The sequence below is a fragment of the Flavobacterium sp. GW823-FHT04A11 genome, assembly GCF_058796535.1.
The window spans coordinates 3,625,725-3,645,555 of the sequence record NZ_CM179503.1 but is presented as its reverse complement, the minus strand read 5'-3'; the positions used below and the strand labels follow the sequence as shown (position 1 = coordinate 3,645,555).

The 19,831-nt window shown below is 34.2% G+C and carries 17 protein-coding genes; 2 read left to right on the top strand and 15 right to left on the bottom strand.

Translation table 11 applies throughout. The annotated features are described in order from the left end of the window. Positions 1 to 82 precede the first annotated feature (82 nt). The 3 genes from ilvD to AC3QL1_RS15770 form a co-directional block, all read right to left on the bottom strand. A complete protein-coding gene (gene ilvD, locus AC3QL1_RS15780; protein ID WP_492492830.1) occupies positions 83 to 1,756 on the bottom strand; it encodes a dihydroxy-acid dehydratase in 1,674 nt (557 codons plus the stop codon). Between the two features lie 267 nt (positions 1,757 to 2,023). After that, positions 2,024 to 3,142 carry a 3-isopropylmalate dehydrogenase gene (leuB, locus tag AC3QL1_RS15775; RefSeq protein WP_492492828.1) on the bottom strand — a complete coding sequence of 373 codons (1,119 nt, stop codon included), beginning with the start codon at positions 3,140 to 3,142 and terminating at the stop codon, positions 2,024 to 2,026. 107 nt (positions 3,143 to 3,249) lie between these two features. Then, on the bottom strand, positions 3,250 to 4,425 hold the full coding sequence (locus AC3QL1_RS15770) for a 2-isopropylmalate synthase (protein ID WP_492492826.1): 1,176 nt from the start codon (positions 4,423 to 4,425) through the stop codon (positions 3,250 to 3,252). 155 nt (positions 4,426 to 4,580) lie between these two features. Between AC3QL1_RS15770 and AC3QL1_RS15765 the strand changes: the two genes are divergently transcribed. Continuing rightward, positions 4,581 to 6,125 carry a hypothetical protein gene (locus tag AC3QL1_RS15765; RefSeq protein ID WP_492492824.1) on the top strand — a complete coding sequence of 515 codons (1,545 nt, stop codon included), beginning with the start codon at positions 4,581 to 4,583 and terminating at the stop codon, positions 6,123 to 6,125. 264 nt (positions 6,126 to 6,389) lie between these two features. Here AC3QL1_RS15765 and AC3QL1_RS15760 read toward each other — a convergent pair whose 3' ends face one another. Both AC3QL1_RS15760 and AC3QL1_RS15755 read right to left on the bottom strand, forming a co-directional pair. After that, the gene (locus AC3QL1_RS15760) at positions 6,390 to 6,572 is read right to left on the bottom strand and encodes a hypothetical protein (protein WP_492492822.1); all 183 of its coding nucleotides are present in this window, start codon (positions 6,570 to 6,572) and stop codon (positions 6,390 to 6,392) included. A gap of 319 nt (positions 6,573 to 6,891) precedes the next feature. Beyond that, positions 6,892 to 8,547 (bottom strand): M1 family metallopeptidase, encoded by a 1,656-nt coding sequence (locus tag AC3QL1_RS15755; RefSeq protein WP_492492820.1) that lies wholly within the window; start codon positions 8,545 to 8,547, stop codon positions 6,892 to 6,894. 157 nt (positions 8,548 to 8,704) lie between these two features. On the opposite strand from AC3QL1_RS15755, the gene AC3QL1_RS15750 reads away from it, so the two are divergent. Next, complete coding sequence (locus AC3QL1_RS15750) at positions 8,705 to 9,403, top strand: carbohydrate-binding family 9-like protein (RefSeq protein WP_492492818.1); 699 nt, start codon at positions 8,705 to 8,707, stop codon at positions 9,401 to 9,403. A gap of 189 nt (positions 9,404 to 9,592) precedes the next feature. On the opposite strand, the gene hisIE is transcribed toward AC3QL1_RS15750, so the two are convergent. From hisIE to AC3QL1_RS15700, 10 genes are all read right to left on the bottom strand, one after another. Beyond that, positions 9,593 to 10,189 (bottom strand): bifunctional phosphoribosyl-AMP cyclohydrolase/phosphoribosyl-ATP diphosphatase HisIE, encoded by a 597-nt coding sequence (hisIE, locus tag AC3QL1_RS15745; protein WP_492492816.1) that lies wholly within the window; start codon positions 10,187 to 10,189, stop codon positions 9,593 to 9,595. A gap of 176 nt (positions 10,190 to 10,365) precedes the next feature. Further along, positions 10,366 to 11,121, bottom strand: coding sequence for an imidazole glycerol phosphate synthase subunit HisF (gene hisF, locus AC3QL1_RS15740; RefSeq protein WP_441766985.1), 756 nt, complete (start codon positions 11,119 to 11,121; stop codon positions 10,366 to 10,368). A 92-nt stretch (positions 11,122 to 11,213) separates the two neighbouring features. Then, the gene (locus AC3QL1_RS15735; RefSeq protein ID WP_492492814.1) at positions 11,214 to 11,525 is read right to left on the bottom strand and encodes an NIPSNAP family protein; all 312 of its coding nucleotides are present in this window, start codon (positions 11,523 to 11,525) and stop codon (positions 11,214 to 11,216) included. Positions 11,526 to 11,607: 82 nt separating this feature from the next. Beyond that, positions 11,608 to 12,333 carry a 1-(5-phosphoribosyl)-5-[(5-phosphoribosylamino)methylideneamino]imidazole-4-carboxamide isomerase gene (gene hisA, locus AC3QL1_RS15730; protein ID WP_492492812.1) on the bottom strand — a complete coding sequence of 242 codons (726 nt, stop codon included), beginning with the start codon at positions 12,331 to 12,333 and terminating at the stop codon, positions 11,608 to 11,610. Positions 12,334 to 12,420: 87 nt separating this feature from the next. Beyond that, on the bottom strand, positions 12,421 to 13,014 hold the full coding sequence (hisH, locus tag AC3QL1_RS15725; RefSeq protein WP_492492811.1) for an imidazole glycerol phosphate synthase subunit HisH: 594 nt from the start codon (positions 13,012 to 13,014) through the stop codon (positions 12,421 to 12,423). 88 nt (positions 13,015 to 13,102) lie between these two features. Then, entirely contained in the window at positions 13,103 to 14,239 is a 1,137-nt protein-coding gene (hisB, locus tag AC3QL1_RS15720; protein WP_492492809.1) for a bifunctional histidinol-phosphatase/imidazoleglycerol-phosphate dehydratase HisB, read from the bottom strand. A gap of 328 nt (positions 14,240 to 14,567) precedes the next feature. Next, positions 14,568 to 15,614 carry a histidinol-phosphate transaminase gene (gene hisC / locus AC3QL1_RS15715; protein ID WP_492492808.1) on the bottom strand — a complete coding sequence of 349 codons (1,047 nt, stop codon included), beginning with the start codon at positions 15,612 to 15,614 and terminating at the stop codon, positions 14,568 to 14,570. A gap of 151 nt (positions 15,615 to 15,765) precedes the next feature. Continuing rightward, entirely contained in the window at positions 15,766 to 17,049 is a 1,284-nt protein-coding gene (hisD, locus tag AC3QL1_RS15710; protein ID WP_492492807.1) for a histidinol dehydrogenase, read from the bottom strand. A gap of 211 nt (positions 17,050 to 17,260) precedes the next feature. Beyond that, positions 17,261 to 18,118 carry an ATP phosphoribosyltransferase gene (hisG, locus tag AC3QL1_RS15705; protein WP_065450122.1) on the bottom strand — a complete coding sequence of 286 codons (858 nt, stop codon included), beginning with the start codon at positions 18,116 to 18,118 and terminating at the stop codon, positions 17,261 to 17,263. 313 nt (positions 18,119 to 18,431) lie between these two features. Beyond that, positions 18,432 to 19,829 carry a sensor histidine kinase gene (locus AC3QL1_RS15700; RefSeq protein ID WP_492492804.1) on the bottom strand — a complete coding sequence of 466 codons (1,398 nt, stop codon included), beginning with the start codon at positions 19,827 to 19,829 and terminating at the stop codon, positions 18,432 to 18,434. Positions 19,830 to 19,831: the final 2 nt, after the last annotated feature.

Genomic DNA, 19,831 nt, shown 5'->3' with positions numbered 1-19,831 from the left:
ATTTTTAATTTAAATTGATTTTTTATATTTCCTTTTTTAATATTGTTACTGCAATTGATTTTTTGATATTGTTATTTATTATTTAATTATCGGTAACGCAACCTGTTGATGCGCTTGAAACCGATCTGGCATATTTAAGTAAAACTCCTTTTGTAACTTTCAACGGCGGTTGTACCCAAGCCGCTTTACGAGCTGCAAATTCTTCTTCGGAAATTTTCAGGTCGATTGTATTTTTTACAGCATCAATAGCAATTAAATCGCCATCTTTTACCAATGCAATACCACCGCCATCAAAAGCTTCTGGTGTAACGTGTCCTACGACAAAGCCATGTGAACCTCCAGAGAACCTGCCGTCTGTAATAAGAGCGCAGCTGCTTCCTAATCCGGCACCAATAATGGCTGATGTAGGTTTTAGCATCTCAGGCATCCCCGGACCACCTTTTGGTCCACAATACCTGATGACGACTACACTACCCGGTTTAATTTTTCCGGCCTGCAATCCTGGAATTACTTCAAATTCACCTTCAAAAACAACTGCAGGACCTTCGAAATATTCTCCTTCTTTTCCGCTGATTTTTGCAACAGCACCTTCAGAAGCAAGATTTCCGTATAAAACCTGAATATTTCCTGTTGGTTTTAAAGCTTTTTGTATTTCATGAATTACTTCTTGTCCGTCTTGTAAATCAGGAGTTGAAGCTAAATTTTCAGCTACTGTTTTTCCGGTTACTGTTAAACAATCTCCGTGAATCAATCCTGCTTTCAATAAATATTTCATTACAGATGGAATTCCTCCCACTTCATGAATATCTTCCATCATATATTTACCACTTGGTTTCATGTCAGCCAAAACAGGTGTTCTGTCATTAATTGCCTGAAAATCATCCAAAGTAATTTTGATGTCAACCGCATGCGCCATTGCAATTAAGTGCATAACTGCATTTGTAGAACCTCCTAAAACCGCTACAATTGTAATAGCATTTTCGAAAGCTTTACGAGTCATAATATCTCTTGGCTTAATATCTTTTTCTAATAAAATCTTAATCGCTTCTCCGGCTGCAAGACATTCGTCTCTTTTTTCCTGACTCAAAGCAGGGTTAGAAGAGCTGTATGGCAAACTCATTCCTAATGCCTCAATTGCAGAAGACATCGTGTTTGCAGTATACATTCCGCCACAAGCACCAGCTCCCGGGCAAGCATTTTGAATAACTCCTTTAAAATCTTCCGGAGTAATTTCTCCTTTTACTTTTTTTCCTAAAGCTTCAAAAGCCGATACAATATTTAAAGATTCCCCTTTCCATTTTCCGGAGTGAATCGATCCTCCGTAAACCATCATCGACGGGCGGTTTAAACGTCCCATTGCAATTAAAGCTCCCGGCATATTTTTATCGCAACCCGGAATCGCAATTACACCATCGTACCATTGTGCTCCCACAACTGTTTCAATAGAATCTGCAATTACATCTCTGGAAACCAATGAATAACGCATTCCTTCGGTACCATTTGAAATTCCGTCACTTACACCAATAGTATTAAAAATAAGTCCGACCAGATCTGCATCCCAAACACCTTTTTTAACATCTTTTGCTAAATCGTTCAAGTGCATGTTGCAAGTGTTACCATCGTAACCCATGCTCACAATACCCACTTGTGCTTTTTTCAAATCTTCTTCAGTTAAACCAATACCGTACAACATGGCTTGCGCTGCAGGTTGTGTTTGATCTTGAGTGATGGTTTTGCTGTACTTATTTAATTCCATTATTGTATTATTTATTTTAATTTTTATTCAAAAAAAAACCTTCCAGTATTTGGAAGGTTTCTAATATAGTTTTTCAATTATATTTATACCATTCCCGATGCAGATGTGCTAAACACATTGACAACAACGACAGAAGTAATAATAATTGAGATTTGCATCATTTATTTTTTAGTGTTACAAAAGTATGAAAACTTTAAGAACTAAAAAAATAAAATCTCAACATTTACAATACTTCTTGTTATTTATTTTAATATTTTAATAACTTTTTTAAACAATTGTCGATTGTCCGATATGAACATTGTCATTATTAAAATACAACAGATCGTCTTTGCTAAAAATGAAATTAGAAACAAACTCCCCTACTTCATTTGTACCAAATTTTGAATCTGGTTTTAAGTCGATTGTAACAACTTTATATTCAATTGCTTTTTCAACTGCCTTATAAACTACATTAGCTTCTTTAGTTAATCCAAAATGCTCTAACAAAAGTGCTGCTGCTAAAATAGAAGCAATCGGATTGGCGATGTTTTTTCCTTTTGCCAGCGGATATGATCCGTGAATTGGTTCAAACAAAGCATTTTTTTCTCCTAAAGATACAGATGGCAGTAAACCAATAGATCCTGTAATTACACTGGCTTCGTCTGATAAAATATCTCCGAATAAATTCTCAGTCAAAATCACATCAAATTGTTTCGGATTTAAAATCAGCTGCATTGCTGCATTGTCAACAAATAAGAAATCAAGTTTAACATCCGGATAATTTTCACCCACTTTTTGAACCACTTTTCTCCATAATCTTGAAGTTTCCAAAACATTAGCTTTATCCACCATCGTTAGCTTTTTGCGTCGTTTTTGTGCCGATTTAAAAGCTAAATGTGAAATTCTTGTGATTTCTTCTTCTGAATATTCACATAAATCCGAAGCATGTGTTCCTTCTTCATTAAGTGTTTTAGCGCCAAAATACGCACCACCGGTTAATTCTCTGAAAATAGTAAAATCAGCTCCTTCGATAATTTCTCTTTTTAAAGGAGAAGCATCAATCAACGCTTTGTAAGGTTTAATCGGACGAATATTGGCAAACAAACCTAATTCTTTACGAAGCCTCAATAATCCCTGCTCCGGACGAACTTTTGCATTTGGATTATTATCATATTTTGGATCTCCAATTGCACCAAGCAAAACTGCATCCGTATTTAAACAAAGATTCAGTGTTTGTTCCGGCAATGGATTTCCAGTTTTATCAATTGCAATTGCTCCCATGAGCGCCTCTTCAAAAACAAATTCATGATTGTACACTTCGCCAATTGCATATAATGCTTTCTTGGCCTGTAAAATTACCTCTGGTCCAATTCCGTCTCCCGGTAAAACTGCTATTTTCAAATTCATAACGTCTCGTTCTTTATGTATTTAAATCTTGTTTTTTCTTTCTTCTTTGTTCTTTCTTCTATTCTCTTTGCTCTATTCTCTTTGCTCTATTCTCTTTCTTAAGTTAACTAGCTTCTGATTAAATCCCCTTCAATTTTAGAAGCTTCGATAATTTGATGAATATCAGCATCAACCACTTCTTTTTTAATATCTGCGAATTTCAAAAACTCAATATATACAATATCCAATTGTACTTTTGTAAGCTCGTAACCTACTTTTTTAGCACGGTAAGCCAAAGCAGCTCTTCCGCTTCTTGCTGTTAAAATAATCGAAGACTCATTTACACCCACATCAAGCGGATCCATGATTTCGTAAGTCGCTCTGTTTTTGATAACTCCGTCCTGGTGAATTCCAGAACTGTGTGCGAATGCATTTGCTCCAACAATTGCTTTATTTGGCTGCACAATCATTCCCATACTTTCAGAAACCAAACGGCTCATTTCGTTTAATTCTCTCGTATTAATATTAGTATCTAAATTAAGGTAAGGATGTTGTTTAAAAATCATCACCACTTCTTCAAGTGCCGTGTTTCCGGCTCTTTCACCAATACCATTAATAGTACATTCTATTTGTCTTGCTCCATTTATCGCACCTGCAATAGAGTTTGCAGTTGCCATTCCTAAATCATTATGACAGTGACATGAAAGGATTACGTTTTCGATTCCTTTTACGTTTTCTTTTAAATATTTAATTTTTGCTCCGTATTCTTCTGGCAAACAATATCCTGTGGTATCAGGAATATTCAATACTGTCGCTCCGGATTTAATTACTTCTTCGCAAACTTTTGCAAGGAAAGCATTGTCAGTTCTTCCGGCATCTTCTGCATAAAACTCAACGTCTTCGACATACGATTTTGCGTGTGCTACAGCATATTTTGCTCTTGCAATAATATCTTCTGGTGTGGTATTTAATTTGTGGAGTATATGAGATTGTGATGTTCCGATTCCGGTGTGGATTCTAGGTTTTTTAGCATGCTTAAGGGCAGCTGCAGCAACATCAATGTCGTTTTTTACAGCTCTTGTTAGTCCGCAGACGGTTGCATTTTCTACAATTTTACAAATCTCAGAGACCGATAAAAAATCGCCCGGACTTGACACAGGAAAACCTGCCTCGATAACGTCAACTCCCATTTTATCAAGTCGTTCTGCGATAACTAATTTTTGTTTAGTATCTAACTTACATCCTGGAACTTGTTCACCATCGCGCAAAGTGGTGTCAAAAATTTGAACTTTCTCTCTATTCATATTCATTTATTTAATGTAATTTCACATCTTGATAACAAATATATATTGTACTTACACAGTATGAAATTCATTTTAATGAAATTATACTGTTCATAACACAATTTATAACGCATTAATTAACTACAAATCAACAAGTTACATTATTATATTTTACAATGGCTAACCATCAAAAAGATTTCTTATTTGTATTAATAAAATCGCTTTCGAAATCTGAAAAAAGACAGTTTAAAATTTTTGCAAGCCGATTAGAAACCAGTTCGAATACCAAGTTCATCGAATTATTTAATATTTTAGATAAATCTGAAACATATGACGAAAAGCTTATCCTAAAGAGCGGAATCATCAAAAAAGTACAGCTATCTAACTTAAAATCATACTTATACAAGCAAATTCTCGTTAGTATACGATTGAATATTCCCAGCCAGAATATTCGTTATCAATTGCGTGAACAAATAGATTTTGCCGTTATTCTTTATAATAAAGGATTGTATAAACAGAGTTTGAAAATTCTGGATAAAACAAAACTCCTTGCCTTAGAAAATGACGAAAAATATATGGCGTATGAAATTGTGGAGTTCGAAAAACTAATCGAATCGCAATATATTACGCGAAGTATTCAGGGTCGTGCCGATGAATTGGTAGTTCAGGCGAAAGAATTGAATTACCGAAACACCATTTCAAGCAAACTATCAAATTTATCGCTTCAGTTATACGGAATCATGTTAAAAACCGGTTACGTAAAAAGTGATGAAGAATATAAATATATTGATGATTATTTCAACAAACATATTTCAAAACTAGACGAAAGTAAATTTGGATTCCGAGAAAAATACTGGTTTTACAATGCCAATCTTTGGCGCAGTTTCTTAGTTCAGGACTTTTTAGCGAGTTATAAATATGCCTATAAATGGGTTACATTGTTTTATGATAATCCAAATATGATTTATTTGAATCCGGTATTCTTCTTAAAAGGAAATCATTATTTTCTGGAGTCGTTATATATGTTGAAATACCAATCGAATTTCAGAAAATACCTGACACTTTTAGAAGAAACAATTGCAGATCCTAAATTCCCTGTAAACGACAACATTGCGTCGCTATCATTTCTATACGTTTATAACAATAAGTTGAATTTACATATTCTGGAAGGTACTTTTGCCGAAAGCGAATATTTGATTCCGGAGATTTTAGAGAAAATAAAAATTCACAGCGAACATCTTGACGAACACCACGAAATGTTGTTTTTCTATAAAATTGCTTCGATTTATTTTGGAAATGAAAAGTATACTGAATGTATTTTCTATTTGGATAAAATCATCAATAACAAGAACTTAACTATGCGCGAAGATTTAATGTGTTTCGCCAGACTTTTATCTTTGATTGCACATTATGAATTAGGAAAAGATTATTATCTGGAAAATCACCTTAAAAACACGTATAAGTTTCTAATAAAAATGAACGACTTGCACGAAGTTCAAAAAGAGATCATTAAGTTCCTCAGAAACCTAAATAATTTATATCCTGCTGATATTAAAAAAGAATTTAAGAAAATGCACGCTCGTTTTGTTGAGCTGGAAAAAAACACCTACGAAAAAAGAGCTTTCCTTTATTTAGATATTATTTCCTGGCTTGAAAGTAAAATTGAAAACAGAAAAATCGCCGATATTATTAAGGAAAAGGCAAAATTGAATAGTCGATAAAGGTAAATTTCAAATCCGAAGTCTCGGATAAATTCCAATAAAAAAGAACGCTAAAACTTAAGTTTTAGCGTTTTTTGTCATTTCGACGGAGGAGAAATCACACTCGTAATTCCGTTACTAAAATCGTCAAAAACTTTGTCGATTTTCCAGTGTGATTTCTCCTCCGTCGAAATGACAAACCTTGGAGTTCCTTTTGTAATACAAATAAACCCGACAGGTTTTTAAAACCTGTCGGGTTTATTCGAAACTTCAAAATTGCAAACATTATCTACAATAACAACAAACTGTAGTTCCCGGCTGGCAAACATCGCCTCTGCCCGGTGTATTTGAAATAACTCCTCCCGCTTCACCACACAATATGCTACATATCGGAATACCTCCTGTAATAGATTTTTGAGCATTTTTACTTAGAATTTCAACGTTTTTTAGGTTTTTTAAATTTTTCATAATAGTTTGATTTGATTTGTTTCCTACTCTTTAGCTTTTCGGATTACGCTTGTTTATTCATTTTCAGATTAATACAATCTAAATTAGAAAAATAAAATGGTAATATTCGTAGAAATCATATAATTAACATTAAGTAGAAATTCCAATAAAAAAAAATCCAAATTCCAAATGGCTTGTGTCTAATCTTTGTCAAAGTTTTAAACTTTAACAAAGGTCTTTGCGAAAAGTTATCGAAATAAAAAATCCCAAATTCCTTCCGACGTCACGGATTGGAATTTGGGATTTATCCCGAGGCTTCGGGATTGGAATTTTAAAAAATTTATTCTACAATATTAGAACTCGTTACATAAAAATCCTGATTAACTTCAACTGTTTTCTGGTCACCGCTTATTTTTTCTGATTTCCATTCTGTAGTTGGTTTCAACCAGGTATCTACACCATTTATTTTAACTTTTACCGGCATGTCAAACTTCGCCACACAATTTGTCCAATGATATCCTAACTGACCGTCTTTGAACATATATTCGAAAACCGGAATTTGAGTTGTTGTCAAATATTGAGCAAAAACTCTGTTGAAATTAATTCCTGATTGCGTGTTTATATAATCTTCAATTTGTTTAGAAGTCACCGTTTGATGGTAAAAAGTACTGTTTAAACCTCTCAAAATCGATTTCCATTTTGCATCATCGTTAATAATCTGACGAATCGTGTGCAGCATATTAGCCCCTTTTGGGTACATATCACCTGATCCTTCGTTGTTTACATCATAATGCCCGATAATTGGCGTGTCATTATGAATGTTTTTTCTACAACCTCTCACATATTCAGCTCCGGCTTCTTTTCCGTAATAATATTCCACAAAAAGACTTTCAGAATAGTTAGTAAAACTCTCGTGAATCCACATATCGGCAATGTCTTTGTACGTAATATTGTTCGCAAACCATTCGTGACCTGATTCGTGAATAATTATAAAATCAAATTTTAATCCCCAGCCAGTTCCGCTTAAATCACGTCCTAGATAACCATTTTTATAGGCATTCCCGTAAGTTACACTACTTTGGTGTTCCATTCCTAAATAAGGCGCCTCTACCAATTTATAACTGTCTTCGTAAAACGGATAAGGTCCAAACCAGTTCTCAAACGCTTTCAGCATTCTTGGCGCATCTTTGAATTGCTCTTTGGCTATAGCCAAATTATCTCTCAAAACATAATAATTACAATCTAAATCGCCTTTTTCTCCCTTATATTTCTCAGAAAAATTAACGTAATCACCAATATTGATGTTCACCCCATAATTATTAATTGGGTTTGAAACATACCAATTAAAGGTTTTTGTTCCGTCTTTTTCCTTTTTAACGCTTTGTAATCTTCCGTTTGAAACATCCGTTAAATCTCCCGGAACATTCACGCTAATCAACATATTTTCAACTTCATCATACATATGATCTTTGTTTGGCCACCAAACGCTGGCACCCAATCCCTGACAAGATGAAGCAATAAAATCTTTTCCGTTTTTGTCTTTTTTCCAGGTAATTCCTCCATCCCACGGCGGTTTTACAGCTTCTTTAGGTATTCCTCCAAAAGAAATTACGATCTCTTTCGTCTGACCTACTTTTTGTGCCGCTGCCAAATCAATAAAAAAAGCATTTCCATCTCTTTTAAATTTTAATTCTTTTCCGTCTTGGGTTACTTTGTAAATCTGCATTGGTTCCTGCAAATCAATCTGCATTTTATTATGTTCTTTCAAAACAGTATAGCGAACGGTGTTTGAACCGGTGATCGTTTTTTTAGTCGGATTTACCTTTACGTCAAGATGATAGTATTTCAAATCCCACCACGCTCTTTCTTTTGTAATGCTGCCGCGAAGGGTATCCTGATGTGTAAAAACCGTTTCAGACTTGTTTAAAAGTCCTTGTGCATTGGCAGAAAAACCAATTAAAAAAGCAATAAAAATGCCGCTAAAGTATTTCTTCATTATTAAAAAATTTGAATAAAAGTGGAATTAAAATGTATTTGGTCTTCAACAAAAATAAACATTCGATCTAATTATTTAATAATTTTACAATTTATCTTCAGAAAATTTAATTTCGAAATTTAATTGTTATTTAGCCCTTCAAAAAAATACATGCCTTATGAATCGTAATAAAATCATGACCATTTTATTTTTAATATTTTCTCTAAAAAACAGCGCACAAACTATTCCCATTCATAAAATAAACGAAAAAATTAGCATTGATGGCGATTTAACCGATTGGAAAAAACCTTTTTTAGGTCCGTTTGTGGTTCATAATTCAGGCGAAAAAGCCACGCAAAATACAATGGTTTCACTTTCGTGGAATGAAGAAAACCTTTATATCGCCTATCGTTCTGAAGATTCTAAAATAGTTGGAAGTTCACAAGCAAAAGATTCTAAAATTTATGAAACGGATGATTTAGTAGAAATTTTTCTGGATCCTGACGGCGACGGACAAAATTATCTCGAAATTGGCGTTAACGCTTTTTCTACCCATTATGATATGTTAATCAAATGTCCATCTCAAAATTGCGGTGGATGGAACGCTTCAATGACTTTTGATATTTCAGAAATAGAAGCCGTAAGCAAAACAACTTCCGAAGGTTTTTGTACCGAAATTAAAATTCCGTTTTCGAGCCTGAAAAAGATAAAAAACGGCAATTTCAGTCCGCCAAAAATAGGCACAAAATGGAAAGGAAATGCTTTTAGAATTGATTACGGTAATACAACGGAATATCTTGCGTTACGGTCGTATAAGAGTTTGAAATTTGGTTTTCATCAACCGCAGGAATTTGCGGTTTTTGAGTTTGTGGAGTAGCGTTAAGATGGAACGCAGATGACACGGATTCGCTAAAGCGAAAACGCGGATTTTACACGGATTTTTTTGTTTACGTATGTCAGGCTGCGACCTTTAAAATGTCAGGCTGAGCGGAGTCGAAGCCCGCGCAAAGTGATTCAGCGTACGGTACTTCGACTTCGCTCAGCCTGAAAATGGTTATTTCTAAAATTACTTTTGACGTTTCTTCAAAACATCTACAACATCATTCAACTGAAAACCTTTGGCCTGCAATAGAATTAAATAGTGAAAAAGTAAATCAGCGCTTTCGCTAAGAAACAGATCATCATTATCGTCTTTGGCTTCAATCACTACTTCAACTGCTTCTTCACCAACTTTTTGAGCAATTTTATTGATTCCTTTTTCGAATAAAGAAGCAACGTAACTTTTCTCAGAATCAGCGTTTTCTCTTCTGGTTTTGATGGTTTCTTCTAATTGAGAAATAAAACCGTAATTTTCCTTGTTTTCTTCCTGCCAGCAAGTATCAGCGCCGGTATGACAAGTTGGTCCAACAGGTTTTGCCTGAATCAAAAGTGTATCGCCATCGCAGTCGTTTTTTATATCTACAAGAATTAAAAAATTACCACTCTCCTCGCCTTTCGTCCAAAGCCTTTGTTTGGATCGGCTGAAAAAAGTAACTTTCTGAGTTTCTATTGTTTTTTGAAGCGATTCTTCGTTCATATATCCCAACATCAAAACATTTTTAGTTTCTGAATCCTGAATAATGGCCGGAATCAATCCGTGTGAGCTTTTTATATCTATGTTCATTTGTAATTTTAGATTTTAGATTTTAGATTTTTAAATCCAAAATTCTATATTTTATTTCTTGTTTCTTGTTTCTTGTTTCTTTATTCTATTCTCTTTACTCTATTTTCTTTACTCTATTTTCTTTACTCTATTTTCTTTACTCTATTTTCTTTACTCTATTCTCTTTACTGTATTCTCTAAATTCTAACTTCAATATCATTATTCCTAAGTTCTTCTTTCAAAGCCTTAATCTCAATTTCCTTAAAGTGAAAAACACTCGCAGCCAAAGCCGCATCTGCTTTTCCTTCTTTAAATGAATCTACAAAATGCTGAATATTTCCCGCTCCGCCCGAAGCGATAATCGGAATATTGATTAACTCAGATAATTTAGCCAAAGCTTCATTTGCAAAGCCATTTTTCGTTCCGTCATTGTCCATTGAAGTGAATAAAATTTCACCAGCTCCGCGTTCTGCTACTTCAACAGCCCAATCGAATAAATTGAGTTCTGTTGGTACTTTTCCGCCAACCAAATGCACAATCCATTGTCCGTCAATTTGTTTGGCATCAATAGCCACGACTACGCATTGACTTCCGAATTTCTGAGCCAAATCATTGATTAACTGCGGATTTTTTACTGCCGATGAATTGATCGAAACTTTATCAGCGCCATTATTCAGCAGAATCTCAACATCTTCAACAGATGAAATTCCGCCGCCAACCGTAAACGGAATATTGATTTTCTCCGCCACACTTCGCACCATATTGACCAACGTTTTACGACGTTCTTCTGTTGCCGAAATATCCAGAAAAACCAATTCATCAGCGCCTTCAGCCGAATAGATTTCAGCCAGTTCTACCGGATCTCCCGCATCGCGCAAGTCCACAAAATTAACGCCTTTTACGGTTCTTCCGTTTTTTATATCCAAACAGGGAATGATTCTTTTTGCTAACATTTTTTTAATGTGTCAATTTGAGAATTAGTCAATTAGATAATTATATACGTATCGTAGTAATTATCTAATTATCAAATCTTCTCATTATAAATTTATTCAAATACTGGTCGTAAAAATGTTCTTTCGTAACTTATGATACATCTGGTGTCTTCTGCAATTTTAAAAGCTTCTACACACTCTTTATCATCTTTTGAAAACATTTTTTTACGGTAATCTTCATAATCTGCAAAACTTGGAAAAGAAAATAACGCATACGCAATATTATTTGCTCCTTCCGAAGGCATAAAATAACCGTGATGCTGACCACCAAGCCTATTTACAATTTTAATCCATCTCTTGCTGTAATCCTCAAAAGCTTCTAATTGATAAGGATCAATGACGTATTTTAAGTGACAAGTTATCATATTTTTAATGTGTTAATTAGATAATTAGTCAATTAGATAATTTTAAAAACAATGTAAAAAATTATCTAATTATCAAATTATCTCATTTGCTAATTATAAAGTTTTCCAGTTGTTTCAAAGTAATTCTTCCTTCGTAAATCGCTTTCCCGATAATTGTTCCTTCACAACCTAATTCGGCTAATTTTGGCAATTCATCAAAGGTTGAAATTCCTCCCGAAGCGATTAGTTTTACACCAATAGCTTCTTTCAATATCTTTTCATATAAATCAAAACTTGGACCTTCAAGCATTCCATCTTTTGCAATATCTGTGCAGATAACATACTGAATTCCTTTGATTTGGTAATCCTGTATAAACGGAATCAAATCTTCATCTGAATCTTCCAACCATCCGGAAACAGCGATTTTTTCCTCTTTGGCGTCAGCACCTAAAATAATTTTATCTGAACCATATTCCGAAATCCATTTCTCGAAAATCGCTCTGTTTTTCACGGCAATACTTCCGCCGGTAATTTGGTTTGCACCACTTTCGAAAGCAATTTTCAAATCATCATCTGATTTTAATCCACCGCCAAAATCAATTTTTAGACTTGTTTGCGTTGCAATCTGTTCCAATATTTTATAATTGACAATTTTGCTCGATTTTGCACCATCAAGATCTACTAAATGCAAATATTCGATTCCGTGCGCTTCAAAGGATTTCGCTACTTCAAGCGGATTTTCGTTGTAAATTATTTTGGTATCATAATCACCTTTTGACAAACGAACACATTTTCCGTCAATGATATCTATGGCTGGTATTATTCTCATTTTTAATTTTAGATTTATGATTTTAGATTTTAGACTCTAAAATTGATATTTTGATTGATATTGATTTTTGAAATTGGAATTTGGATTTTATTCTTTGGAATTTAATTTAAGAAAGTTCTCCAAAATTTTCTCCCCAACCGCTCCACTTTTTTCCGGGTGAAACTGAGTTCCGTAAAAATTATTTTTCTTTAAAGAAGATGCATACTCTAACTCGTAATCCGTGGTAGCAATCGCTTCATCGCAATTTGGCGCGTAAAAACTATGAACCAAATACATGAATTCATTTTCCGAAATTCCCTTAAATAAATCCGACTTTAAATCATAAATCTGATTCCATCCCATTTGCGGCACTTTTACTTTTGAAGTAAATTTAATCACATCAACATCAAAAATACCCAAACCTTTTGTATTTCCTTCTTCAGACGAATTGCACATTAATTGCATTCCCAGACAAATTCCCAAAACCGGCTGTTTCAAATTCGGAATCAAACTATCCAAACCGCTTTCCTTTAGCTTTTGCATAGCCGAACTCGCTTCTCCAACTCCCGGAAAAATCACTTTATCTGCAGCCAGAATTTCTTCAGGATTATTACTCAAAACAGCTTTAAAACCAAGCCTTTCAATAGCAAACATAATGCTTTGAATATTTCCTGCTCCGTAATTTATGATTACTATTTTCATTTATATTTGTTTGTTTTGTTTCAGGTTTCAAGTTTCAAGTTACTACACAGAACGTGAAACCTGAAACTTTAAACCTGAAACAAATTTTCTACAACATTCCCTTCGTCGATGGCAAAATCATTTTTTCTGTATCTCTTTTCACCGCTACTTTTATGGCTTTCGCGAAAGCTTTAAAGATCGCTTCAATTTTGTGGTGCTCGTTAATTCCTTCTGCCTTAATATTTAAGTTGGCTTTTGCACCGTCAGAGAAGGATTTAAAGAAATGATAAAACATTTCTGTTGGCATTTTACCCACCATTTCACGCTTGAATTCGGTTTCCCAAACCAGCCAGTTTCTTCCGCCAAAATCAATTGCAACCTGCGCTAAACAATCATCCATTGGCAAACAGAAACCGTAACGCTCAATTCCCAATTTGTTTCCTAAGGCTTTTGCAAAAACTTCGCCCAAGGCAATCGCGGTATCTTCAATTGTGTGGTGTTCGTCGACTTCAAGATCTCCTTTTACCAAAATTTCCAGATCCATCTGACCGTGACGTGAAATCTGATCTAACATATGATCAAAAAATGCTATTCCGGTTTCGATTTTACTTTTTCCGGTTCCGTCCAGATTCAAATCGATAAAAATATCCGTTTCATTGGTTTTACGGGTAATCGATGCTGAACGTGCTTCCAGTTTCAAAAACTCATAAATCCTTTTCCAATCCGTTGTTTGCAGGATAATTGTATCATTCAATTCTTCACGTTTCGACGAAATTTCATTGCTTCCAATTCCGTCTGTCATGTTCATGAAAATTGCTTTTGCGCCAAGATTTTTCGCCAATTCCACATCTGTCAGACGATCTCCCAAAACAAAAGAATTGGCCAAATCATATTGCGGATTATCAAGATATTTTGTCAGCATTCCCGTTCTTGGTTTGCGCGTTGGCGCGTTATCTTCAGGAAATGAACGATCTACGAAAATTTCATCAAACAAAACACCTTCATTTTCAAAAGCTTTTAAGATAAAATTCTGCGTTGGCCAAAACGTATCTTCCGGAAAACTATCCGTTCCCAATCCGTCCTGATTGGTTACCATTGCCAGTTCGTAATCTAATTCATTGGCAATTTTAGCCAGATATTGAAACGCTTTTGGATAAAATTCCAATTTTTCCAAAGCATCTAATTGATAATTTTCAGGTTCTAAAACAATCGTTCCGTCACGATCGATAAAAAGTACTTTTTTCATATGTTATTATTTTGGGCGTGCCCCTCCGGGTCGGGCTTTCGGCTATATCTTTTGTTCCGTTTCTCTTCACAAAAGGATACCGCCTCTATCCCTCACGCAAATCGGTTTTAAGATGTTTTTTTTGCCACGAATTATACAAATTTTCACTAATTTTTATTTCACGCAGATTTTAAAAGATTTGAGCAGATTCACACAGATTTATTCATTTTTAAAAATCAAAATTTGAATCTGCTTTTATCAGCAAAATCTGCGTGAAAATCATTTTAATCTGTGGCAAAAAAACTTTGCGTTCTTCGCGTAATTCTTTGCGAACTTTGCGGTTAAACTTCTAACTCAACAACTTCAATTCTTTAATTAAAACTGCATTTTCTTCCGGTATTCCAATTGTAAAACGCAGGCAGTTTTCGCATAAAGGCTGTGTCGTTCTGTTACGAATTACAATTCCTTTTGCAATTAATTCATCATATCTTTTGTTGGCGTTATCTACTTTTACCAATACAAAATTAGCTTCTGTTGGATATACTTTCTCTACAAAACTAACTTCAAGTAAAACTTTAAGTAATTCCTCTCTTTGCTCAATAATAGAAACTATTTCCTGTTTTATTTTATCCGAATCCTTTAAACGAAGTAAAGCTCTTTGCTGCGTTAATTCATTTACATTGTAGGGAGGTTTTATTTTGTTTAAAACTGAAATCACAGCTTCAGAAGCATAACAAATTCCAAGTCTAATTCCGGCCAGACCGTATGCTTTTGAGAGTGTTTGTGTAATGACCAAATTTGGATATTCATCAATTTCTATCAGCCAGCTTTCTTTGTCTGAAAAATCAATATACGCTTCATCAATTACAACCAAACCTTTGAAATTTTGCAGTAATGTCACCACACTTTTATCAGAGAAAGAATTTCCGGTTGGGTTATTTGGCGAACATAAAAAGATAATTTTTGTGTTGTCATCAACAGCATCTAAAATTTTCTCTACCTGAGGCTGAAAATCTGTCGAAAGCAAAACTTCTCTGTTTTCTACCGCATTGATATTGGCTAAAACGCTATACATTCCGTACGTTGGCGGTAACGAAATAATATTATCAATTTTTGGTTCGCAAAAAGCTCTAAAAAGTAAATCCAGAACTTCATCGCTCCCGTTTCCTAACAAAATCTGACTTGGTTTTACCATTTTATTCTTTGCCAAAATAGCTTTAACCGAACTTTGCTGTGGATCAGGATAACGATTCACGCCATTTTGAAACGGGTTTTCATTGGCATCCAAAAAAATCATTTGCGCCGTATCAAAATCCTCAAACTCATCACGTGCCGACGAATATGGTTTTAATGTTTTTACGTTTTCACGTGTTATGTTGTTTATATCGAATTCCATTTTTTTTTATTTTTTTCTTAGAGGCAAGATACAAGAGAAAAGATGCAAGAAGCAAGATGTTAGACTTCTCTTTATTTCTTAAATCTCAACCTTATTCTTCTTGTTTCTCTAAATCTTTCTTCTTGCCTCTTGCTTCTATTCTCTTTATTCTTTACTCTAAACTCTTCAACCTCAAAGTCACAGCATTTTTATGCGCCTGTAAACCTTCGGCTTCAGCCATAATTTCGATCGCTTTTCCAATATTCTGAATTCCTTTTTCTGATATTTTCTGGAATGTCATTGATTTCATAAAACTATCCAGATTTACACCGCTGTAATTTTTTGCGTATCCGTTTGTTGGCAGCGTATGATTTGTTCCTGAAGCATAATCTCCAGCGCTTTCCGGAGTATAATTTCCAATAAAAACCGAACCTGCATTTACAATTCCGTTGCAATAAAAATCATCAAATTCTGAACAGATTATAAAGTGTTCCGGACCATATTCGTTGATTAAATCTAAGGCAATTTTGTCGTTTTCAACATAAATTAATTTAGAATTTTCGATTGCTTTTTGTGCAATTGCTTTTCGCGGAAGAGCTTCAACCTGAGATTGGATTTCTTTTTCGACAGCATCAATAATTTTTTTTGAAGTCGAAACTAAAATCACCTGACTATCTGTTCCGTGTTCTGCCTGAGATAATAAATCTGAAGCTACGAATGCAGGAACCGCCGTATCATCTGCAACAACCAACAATTCTGAAGGTCCGGCCGGCATATCGATTGCAACTCCAAATTGTGTTGCCAATTGTTTTGCCACAGTTACAAACTGATTTCCGGGTCCGAAAATTTTATAGACTTTTGGGATGGATTGTGTGCCAAATGTCATTCCGGCAATTGCCTGGATTCCGCCTACTTTTAGAATTTTTGTTACGCCACATAAATTTGCAGCGTATAAAATTGCAGGATTAATTTTTCCCGTTTTATCAGGTGGCGAACACAATACAATTTCTTTGCAGCCTGCAATTTCAGCAGGAACGGCCAACATTAAAACTGTCGAAAACAAAGGTGCTGTTCCACCCGGAATGTACAAACCTATTTTTTGAATTGGTCTTTTTTCCTGCCAGCAGTTTACACCTTCAATAGTTTCAATAGAAATTCTTTCTGTCTTTTGAGCTTTGTGAAATTTGTAAATATTATCTTTTGCTAATTGTATAGCGCTTTTTAATTGATCAGAAATTAAACTAATTGCTTCCTGAATTTCTGCAGGAGAAACTTCGTAATTGTCTAAAGTGATTCCGTCAAAAATGGAAGTGTATTTCGCAACGGCTTCATCACCTTTTTTCTGTACTTCTTTAAAGATTTCTTTTACCGTAACTTCGATATCATCGATAGTTTTGGTTGGTCTTTTTAATATTTCTGACCAGGTTTCTGGTTTTGGATTGTCTATTTTATTCATGCTTTAAAAATTTAACCGCAAAGGGCGCAAGGTTTTTTCTATATTCTTTGAACTTAAAAACACAAAGCTCGCAAAGCTGTTGTATAAAATTCGTTTTTATTTAACACAGAGAACACTAAGTTTCTTTTTATTCTTTTGAACTTAAAATCACAGAGTTCACAAAGCCGTTGTCGACGTTTGGAATTTGGATTTTTTTTATTGGAATTTCCTTTTAGAGTACCATTTTCTCAATTGGGCAAACTAAAATTCCTTCGGCTCCGGCTTCTTTTAGTTTATCGATTACATCCCAAAAAGTGTCTTTGTCAATTACGGAGTGTACGCTGCTCCATCCTTCCTGAGCTAAAGGCAAAACGGTTAAACTTCTTAAAACGGGAAGGATTTTTCCGATTTCGTCAATTTTATCGTTTGGAACGTTCATTAAAATATATTTGGAATTTCTCGCTCTTAAAACTGATTGAATTCTAAATTTTAAAGTATCGATGTGTTTTTGAATTTCCGGAGAAACTTTTGGTGAAACTGCCAATACGGCTTCACTTTTCAGGATAACTTCAACTTCTCTTAAATTATTTTTGAATAAGGTACTTCCGCTTGAAACGATATCGACAATTGCATCGGCAAGACCAATGTTTGGCGCAATTTCTACAGAGCCTGAAATCTGGTGAATATCAACGGTTAAACCGAATGAATTAAAGTATTCGTTTACGGTATTTGGATATGAAGTCGCAATTCTCAATCCTGCCAGATCCTGAATAGAATTGTACTCAAAAGTTTTAGGAACAGCCACAGAAACCTTGCATTTCGAAAATCCAAGTTTTTGAATCACTTCGATATGCTTTCCTTTTTCTACTAATAAATTATCCCCTACAATGGCTAAATCTACTACTCCGTCAATTAAATACTGTGGAATATCTGAATTTCTCAGATATAAAACTTCTAAAGGAAAATTCGAAGCTTCGGCTTTTAACTGATCGTTTCCGTTGTTGATCGAAATGCCACAATCTTTAAGAATCTGAATGCTGTCTTCGTTTAAACGACCTGATTTTTGAATTGCAATTTTTAATGTACTCATTTTTTAGTTGTTTTGTTGGGTTAAAAGTTTGAGTACAAAGGATAAGAATTAAAAAACCCGTTTGATGTACTCAAACGGGTTTTAAAATATGATGATTTACATGCATACCATTAACACATCGCCTGAGAGCAATAATGAAAATGATGATGATGTAATTGATTTGAAATCATGATTTGTTTTATTTTTTTATTCTTTGATTCGGTTGCAAATATAGGGGATAATTTCATAAAAAAGCAATTTTTAATTTAACTTAACGATAGTTTATTGTTAAAAAAAAGTCGGAGCCCCGGTTTTATTAGATTTTTTCAATTTACTATAACGTTTTAATTTCTTCATTAAAAATTAAAATTACGGTAGTTCCCACGCCTACTTCGCTCTCTATTTTAAATTTAATATGCAGCAATTCCGTAATTCTTTTCACAATAGATAATCCCAAACCATTTCCTTTAATATCAGGATGTTCTGCAGAATTTGACCTGAAAAAAGGATTAAAAACATCACCTAAATCTTCATTTGCAATTCCAATTCCATTGTCAGATATTTTACAGATTATTTTATCATTTTCTTCCAAAAGTGAAATTAAAACCTGTCCTTCTGTGTTAGTATATTTAAAAGCATTTGAAATAATATTTCTCAAAATTATGATGACCAGATTATTATCGGAGTGAATATAAAAATCACGTGCTGCATCAAATTTAATGTCTATTTTTTTACTGTTTATCTTTTCCGAATTTAAAGTCAAAACATCCAGAATCAAGGCATTTAAATAAACGGATTCCAGTAAAACATTCTGTTTTTGATTCTCGAATCTGGCTAATAAAAGCAATTGATCGACTAACATGTTTAAATGATCGACCTGATGAATACAGAAGTTAATTTTATCTTCATACTCTGCTATATCGCGAGGTTTACGAATTAATACTTCAAGTGTTCCTTTAACAACAGTTAATGGCGTCCTAAGTTCGTGTGAGGCATCAGATGTAAATTGTTTTTCTCTTTCAATCGCATCTTCAATTCGATCTAATAAATTATTTATAGTTTTAGAAAGTGTGTATAATTCATCCTTGGATTTTGGTAACGGAATCCTCATTTCGAGATTATTCCTTGTAATCATTTTTGAGGTATCTGTAATCGCATTTATTGGTTTTATACTTCGGCCGGCGAAAAAACGCGCTATAAAAAAAAGCAGCAATAAAATTACCGGAAATGCCAGACACATGATCTCAAATAAATTATTAAGCACTAGCCTTGAATTGGTTAAAGACATTCCGATAAGCAAATACCCAATTTTCTTTGACTTTATAGAAAGCGGAACCTGAATTTGCCTGATCGTATTATGCCCAATTTTGGTATCAAATAATTCAAAATTCTCAACACTGTCATGAAATACAAGTGTCTGCGATTTTAGGTTGGGAGACTTCTCTAATGTTTCTTTATTATTGTCCAGAAACTGTACAAAAACAGGATTTACGTCAACTGTATTGTGTTCCCGTTCTTCCCATTCTTCTTTATCAACCAAAATCACAACACCATTTACAATCTGAATTTCCTTAAGATGATTTTGAACTTCGACTTTAATATCCTTATCGATATGACTGTAAACGGAGTGTTTTACAATGGAATAAATCGTAAAAAAAACCACAAAAACCAATAGTCCGGTTGTAATGATGTAGTTTACCGCAATTCTGTTTTTAAAAGAAAGTTGTGCCATTT

What these genes read in the sequence shown, in the direction of transcription:
- AC3QL1_RS15760 (WP_492492822.1), bottom strand. Translation starts at nt 6,572, where the DNA reads ATGAAAAATTTAAAAAACCTAAAAAACGTTGAAATTCTAAGTAAAAAT.
- hisG (WP_065450122.1), bottom strand. Translation starts at nt 18,118, where the DNA reads ATGAGTACATTAAAAATTGCAATTCAAAAATCAGGTCGTTTAAACGAA.
- hisA (WP_492492812.1), bottom strand. Translation starts at nt 12,333, where the DNA reads ATGAGAATAATACCAGCCATAGATATCATTGACGGAAAATGTGTTCGT.
- hisIE (WP_492492816.1), bottom strand. Translation starts at nt 10,189, where the DNA reads ATGAACATAGATATAAAAAGCTCACACGGATTGATTCCGGCCATTATT.
- leuB (WP_492492828.1), bottom strand. Translation starts at nt 3,142, where the DNA reads ATGAATTTGAAAATAGCAGTTTTACCGGGAGACGGAATTGGACCAGAG.
- AC3QL1_RS15750 (WP_492492818.1), top strand. Translation starts at nt 8,705, where the DNA reads ATGAATCGTAATAAAATCATGACCATTTTATTTTTAATATTTTCTCTA.
- hisF (WP_441766985.1), bottom strand. Translation starts at nt 11,121, where the DNA reads ATGTTAGCAAAAAGAATCATTCCCTGTTTGGATATAAAAAACGGAAGA.
- AC3QL1_RS15700 (WP_492492804.1), bottom strand. Translation starts at nt 19,829, where the DNA reads ATGGCACAACTTTCTTTTAAAAACAGAATTGCGGTAAACTACATCATT.
- AC3QL1_RS15735 (WP_492492814.1), bottom strand. Translation starts at nt 11,525, where the DNA reads ATGATAACTTGTCACTTAAAATACGTCATTGATCCTTATCAATTAGAA.
- hisD (WP_492492807.1), bottom strand. Translation starts at nt 17,049, where the DNA reads ATGAATAAAATAGACAATCCAAAACCAGAAACCTGGTCAGAAATATTA.
- hisH (WP_492492811.1), bottom strand. Translation starts at nt 13,014, where the DNA reads ATGAAAATAGTAATCATAAATTACGGAGCAGGAAATATTCAAAGCATT.
- AC3QL1_RS15765 (WP_492492824.1), top strand. Translation starts at nt 4,581, where the DNA reads ATGGCTAACCATCAAAAAGATTTCTTATTTGTATTAATAAAATCGCTT.
- hisB (WP_492492809.1), bottom strand. Translation starts at nt 14,239, where the DNA reads ATGAAAAAAGTACTTTTTATCGATCGTGACGGAACGATTGTTTTAGAA.
- AC3QL1_RS15755 (WP_492492820.1), bottom strand. Translation starts at nt 8,547, where the DNA reads ATGAAGAAATACTTTAGCGGCATTTTTATTGCTTTTTTAATTGGTTTT.
- AC3QL1_RS15770 (WP_492492826.1), bottom strand. Translation starts at nt 4,425, where the DNA reads ATGAATAGAGAGAAAGTTCAAATTTTTGACACCACTTTGCGCGATGGT.
- hisC (WP_492492808.1), bottom strand. Translation starts at nt 15,614, where the DNA reads ATGGAATTCGATATAAACAACATAACACGTGAAAACGTAAAAACATTA.
- ilvD (WP_492492830.1), bottom strand. Translation starts at nt 1,756, where the DNA reads ATGGAATTAAATAAGTACAGCAAAACCATCACTCAAGATCAAACACAA.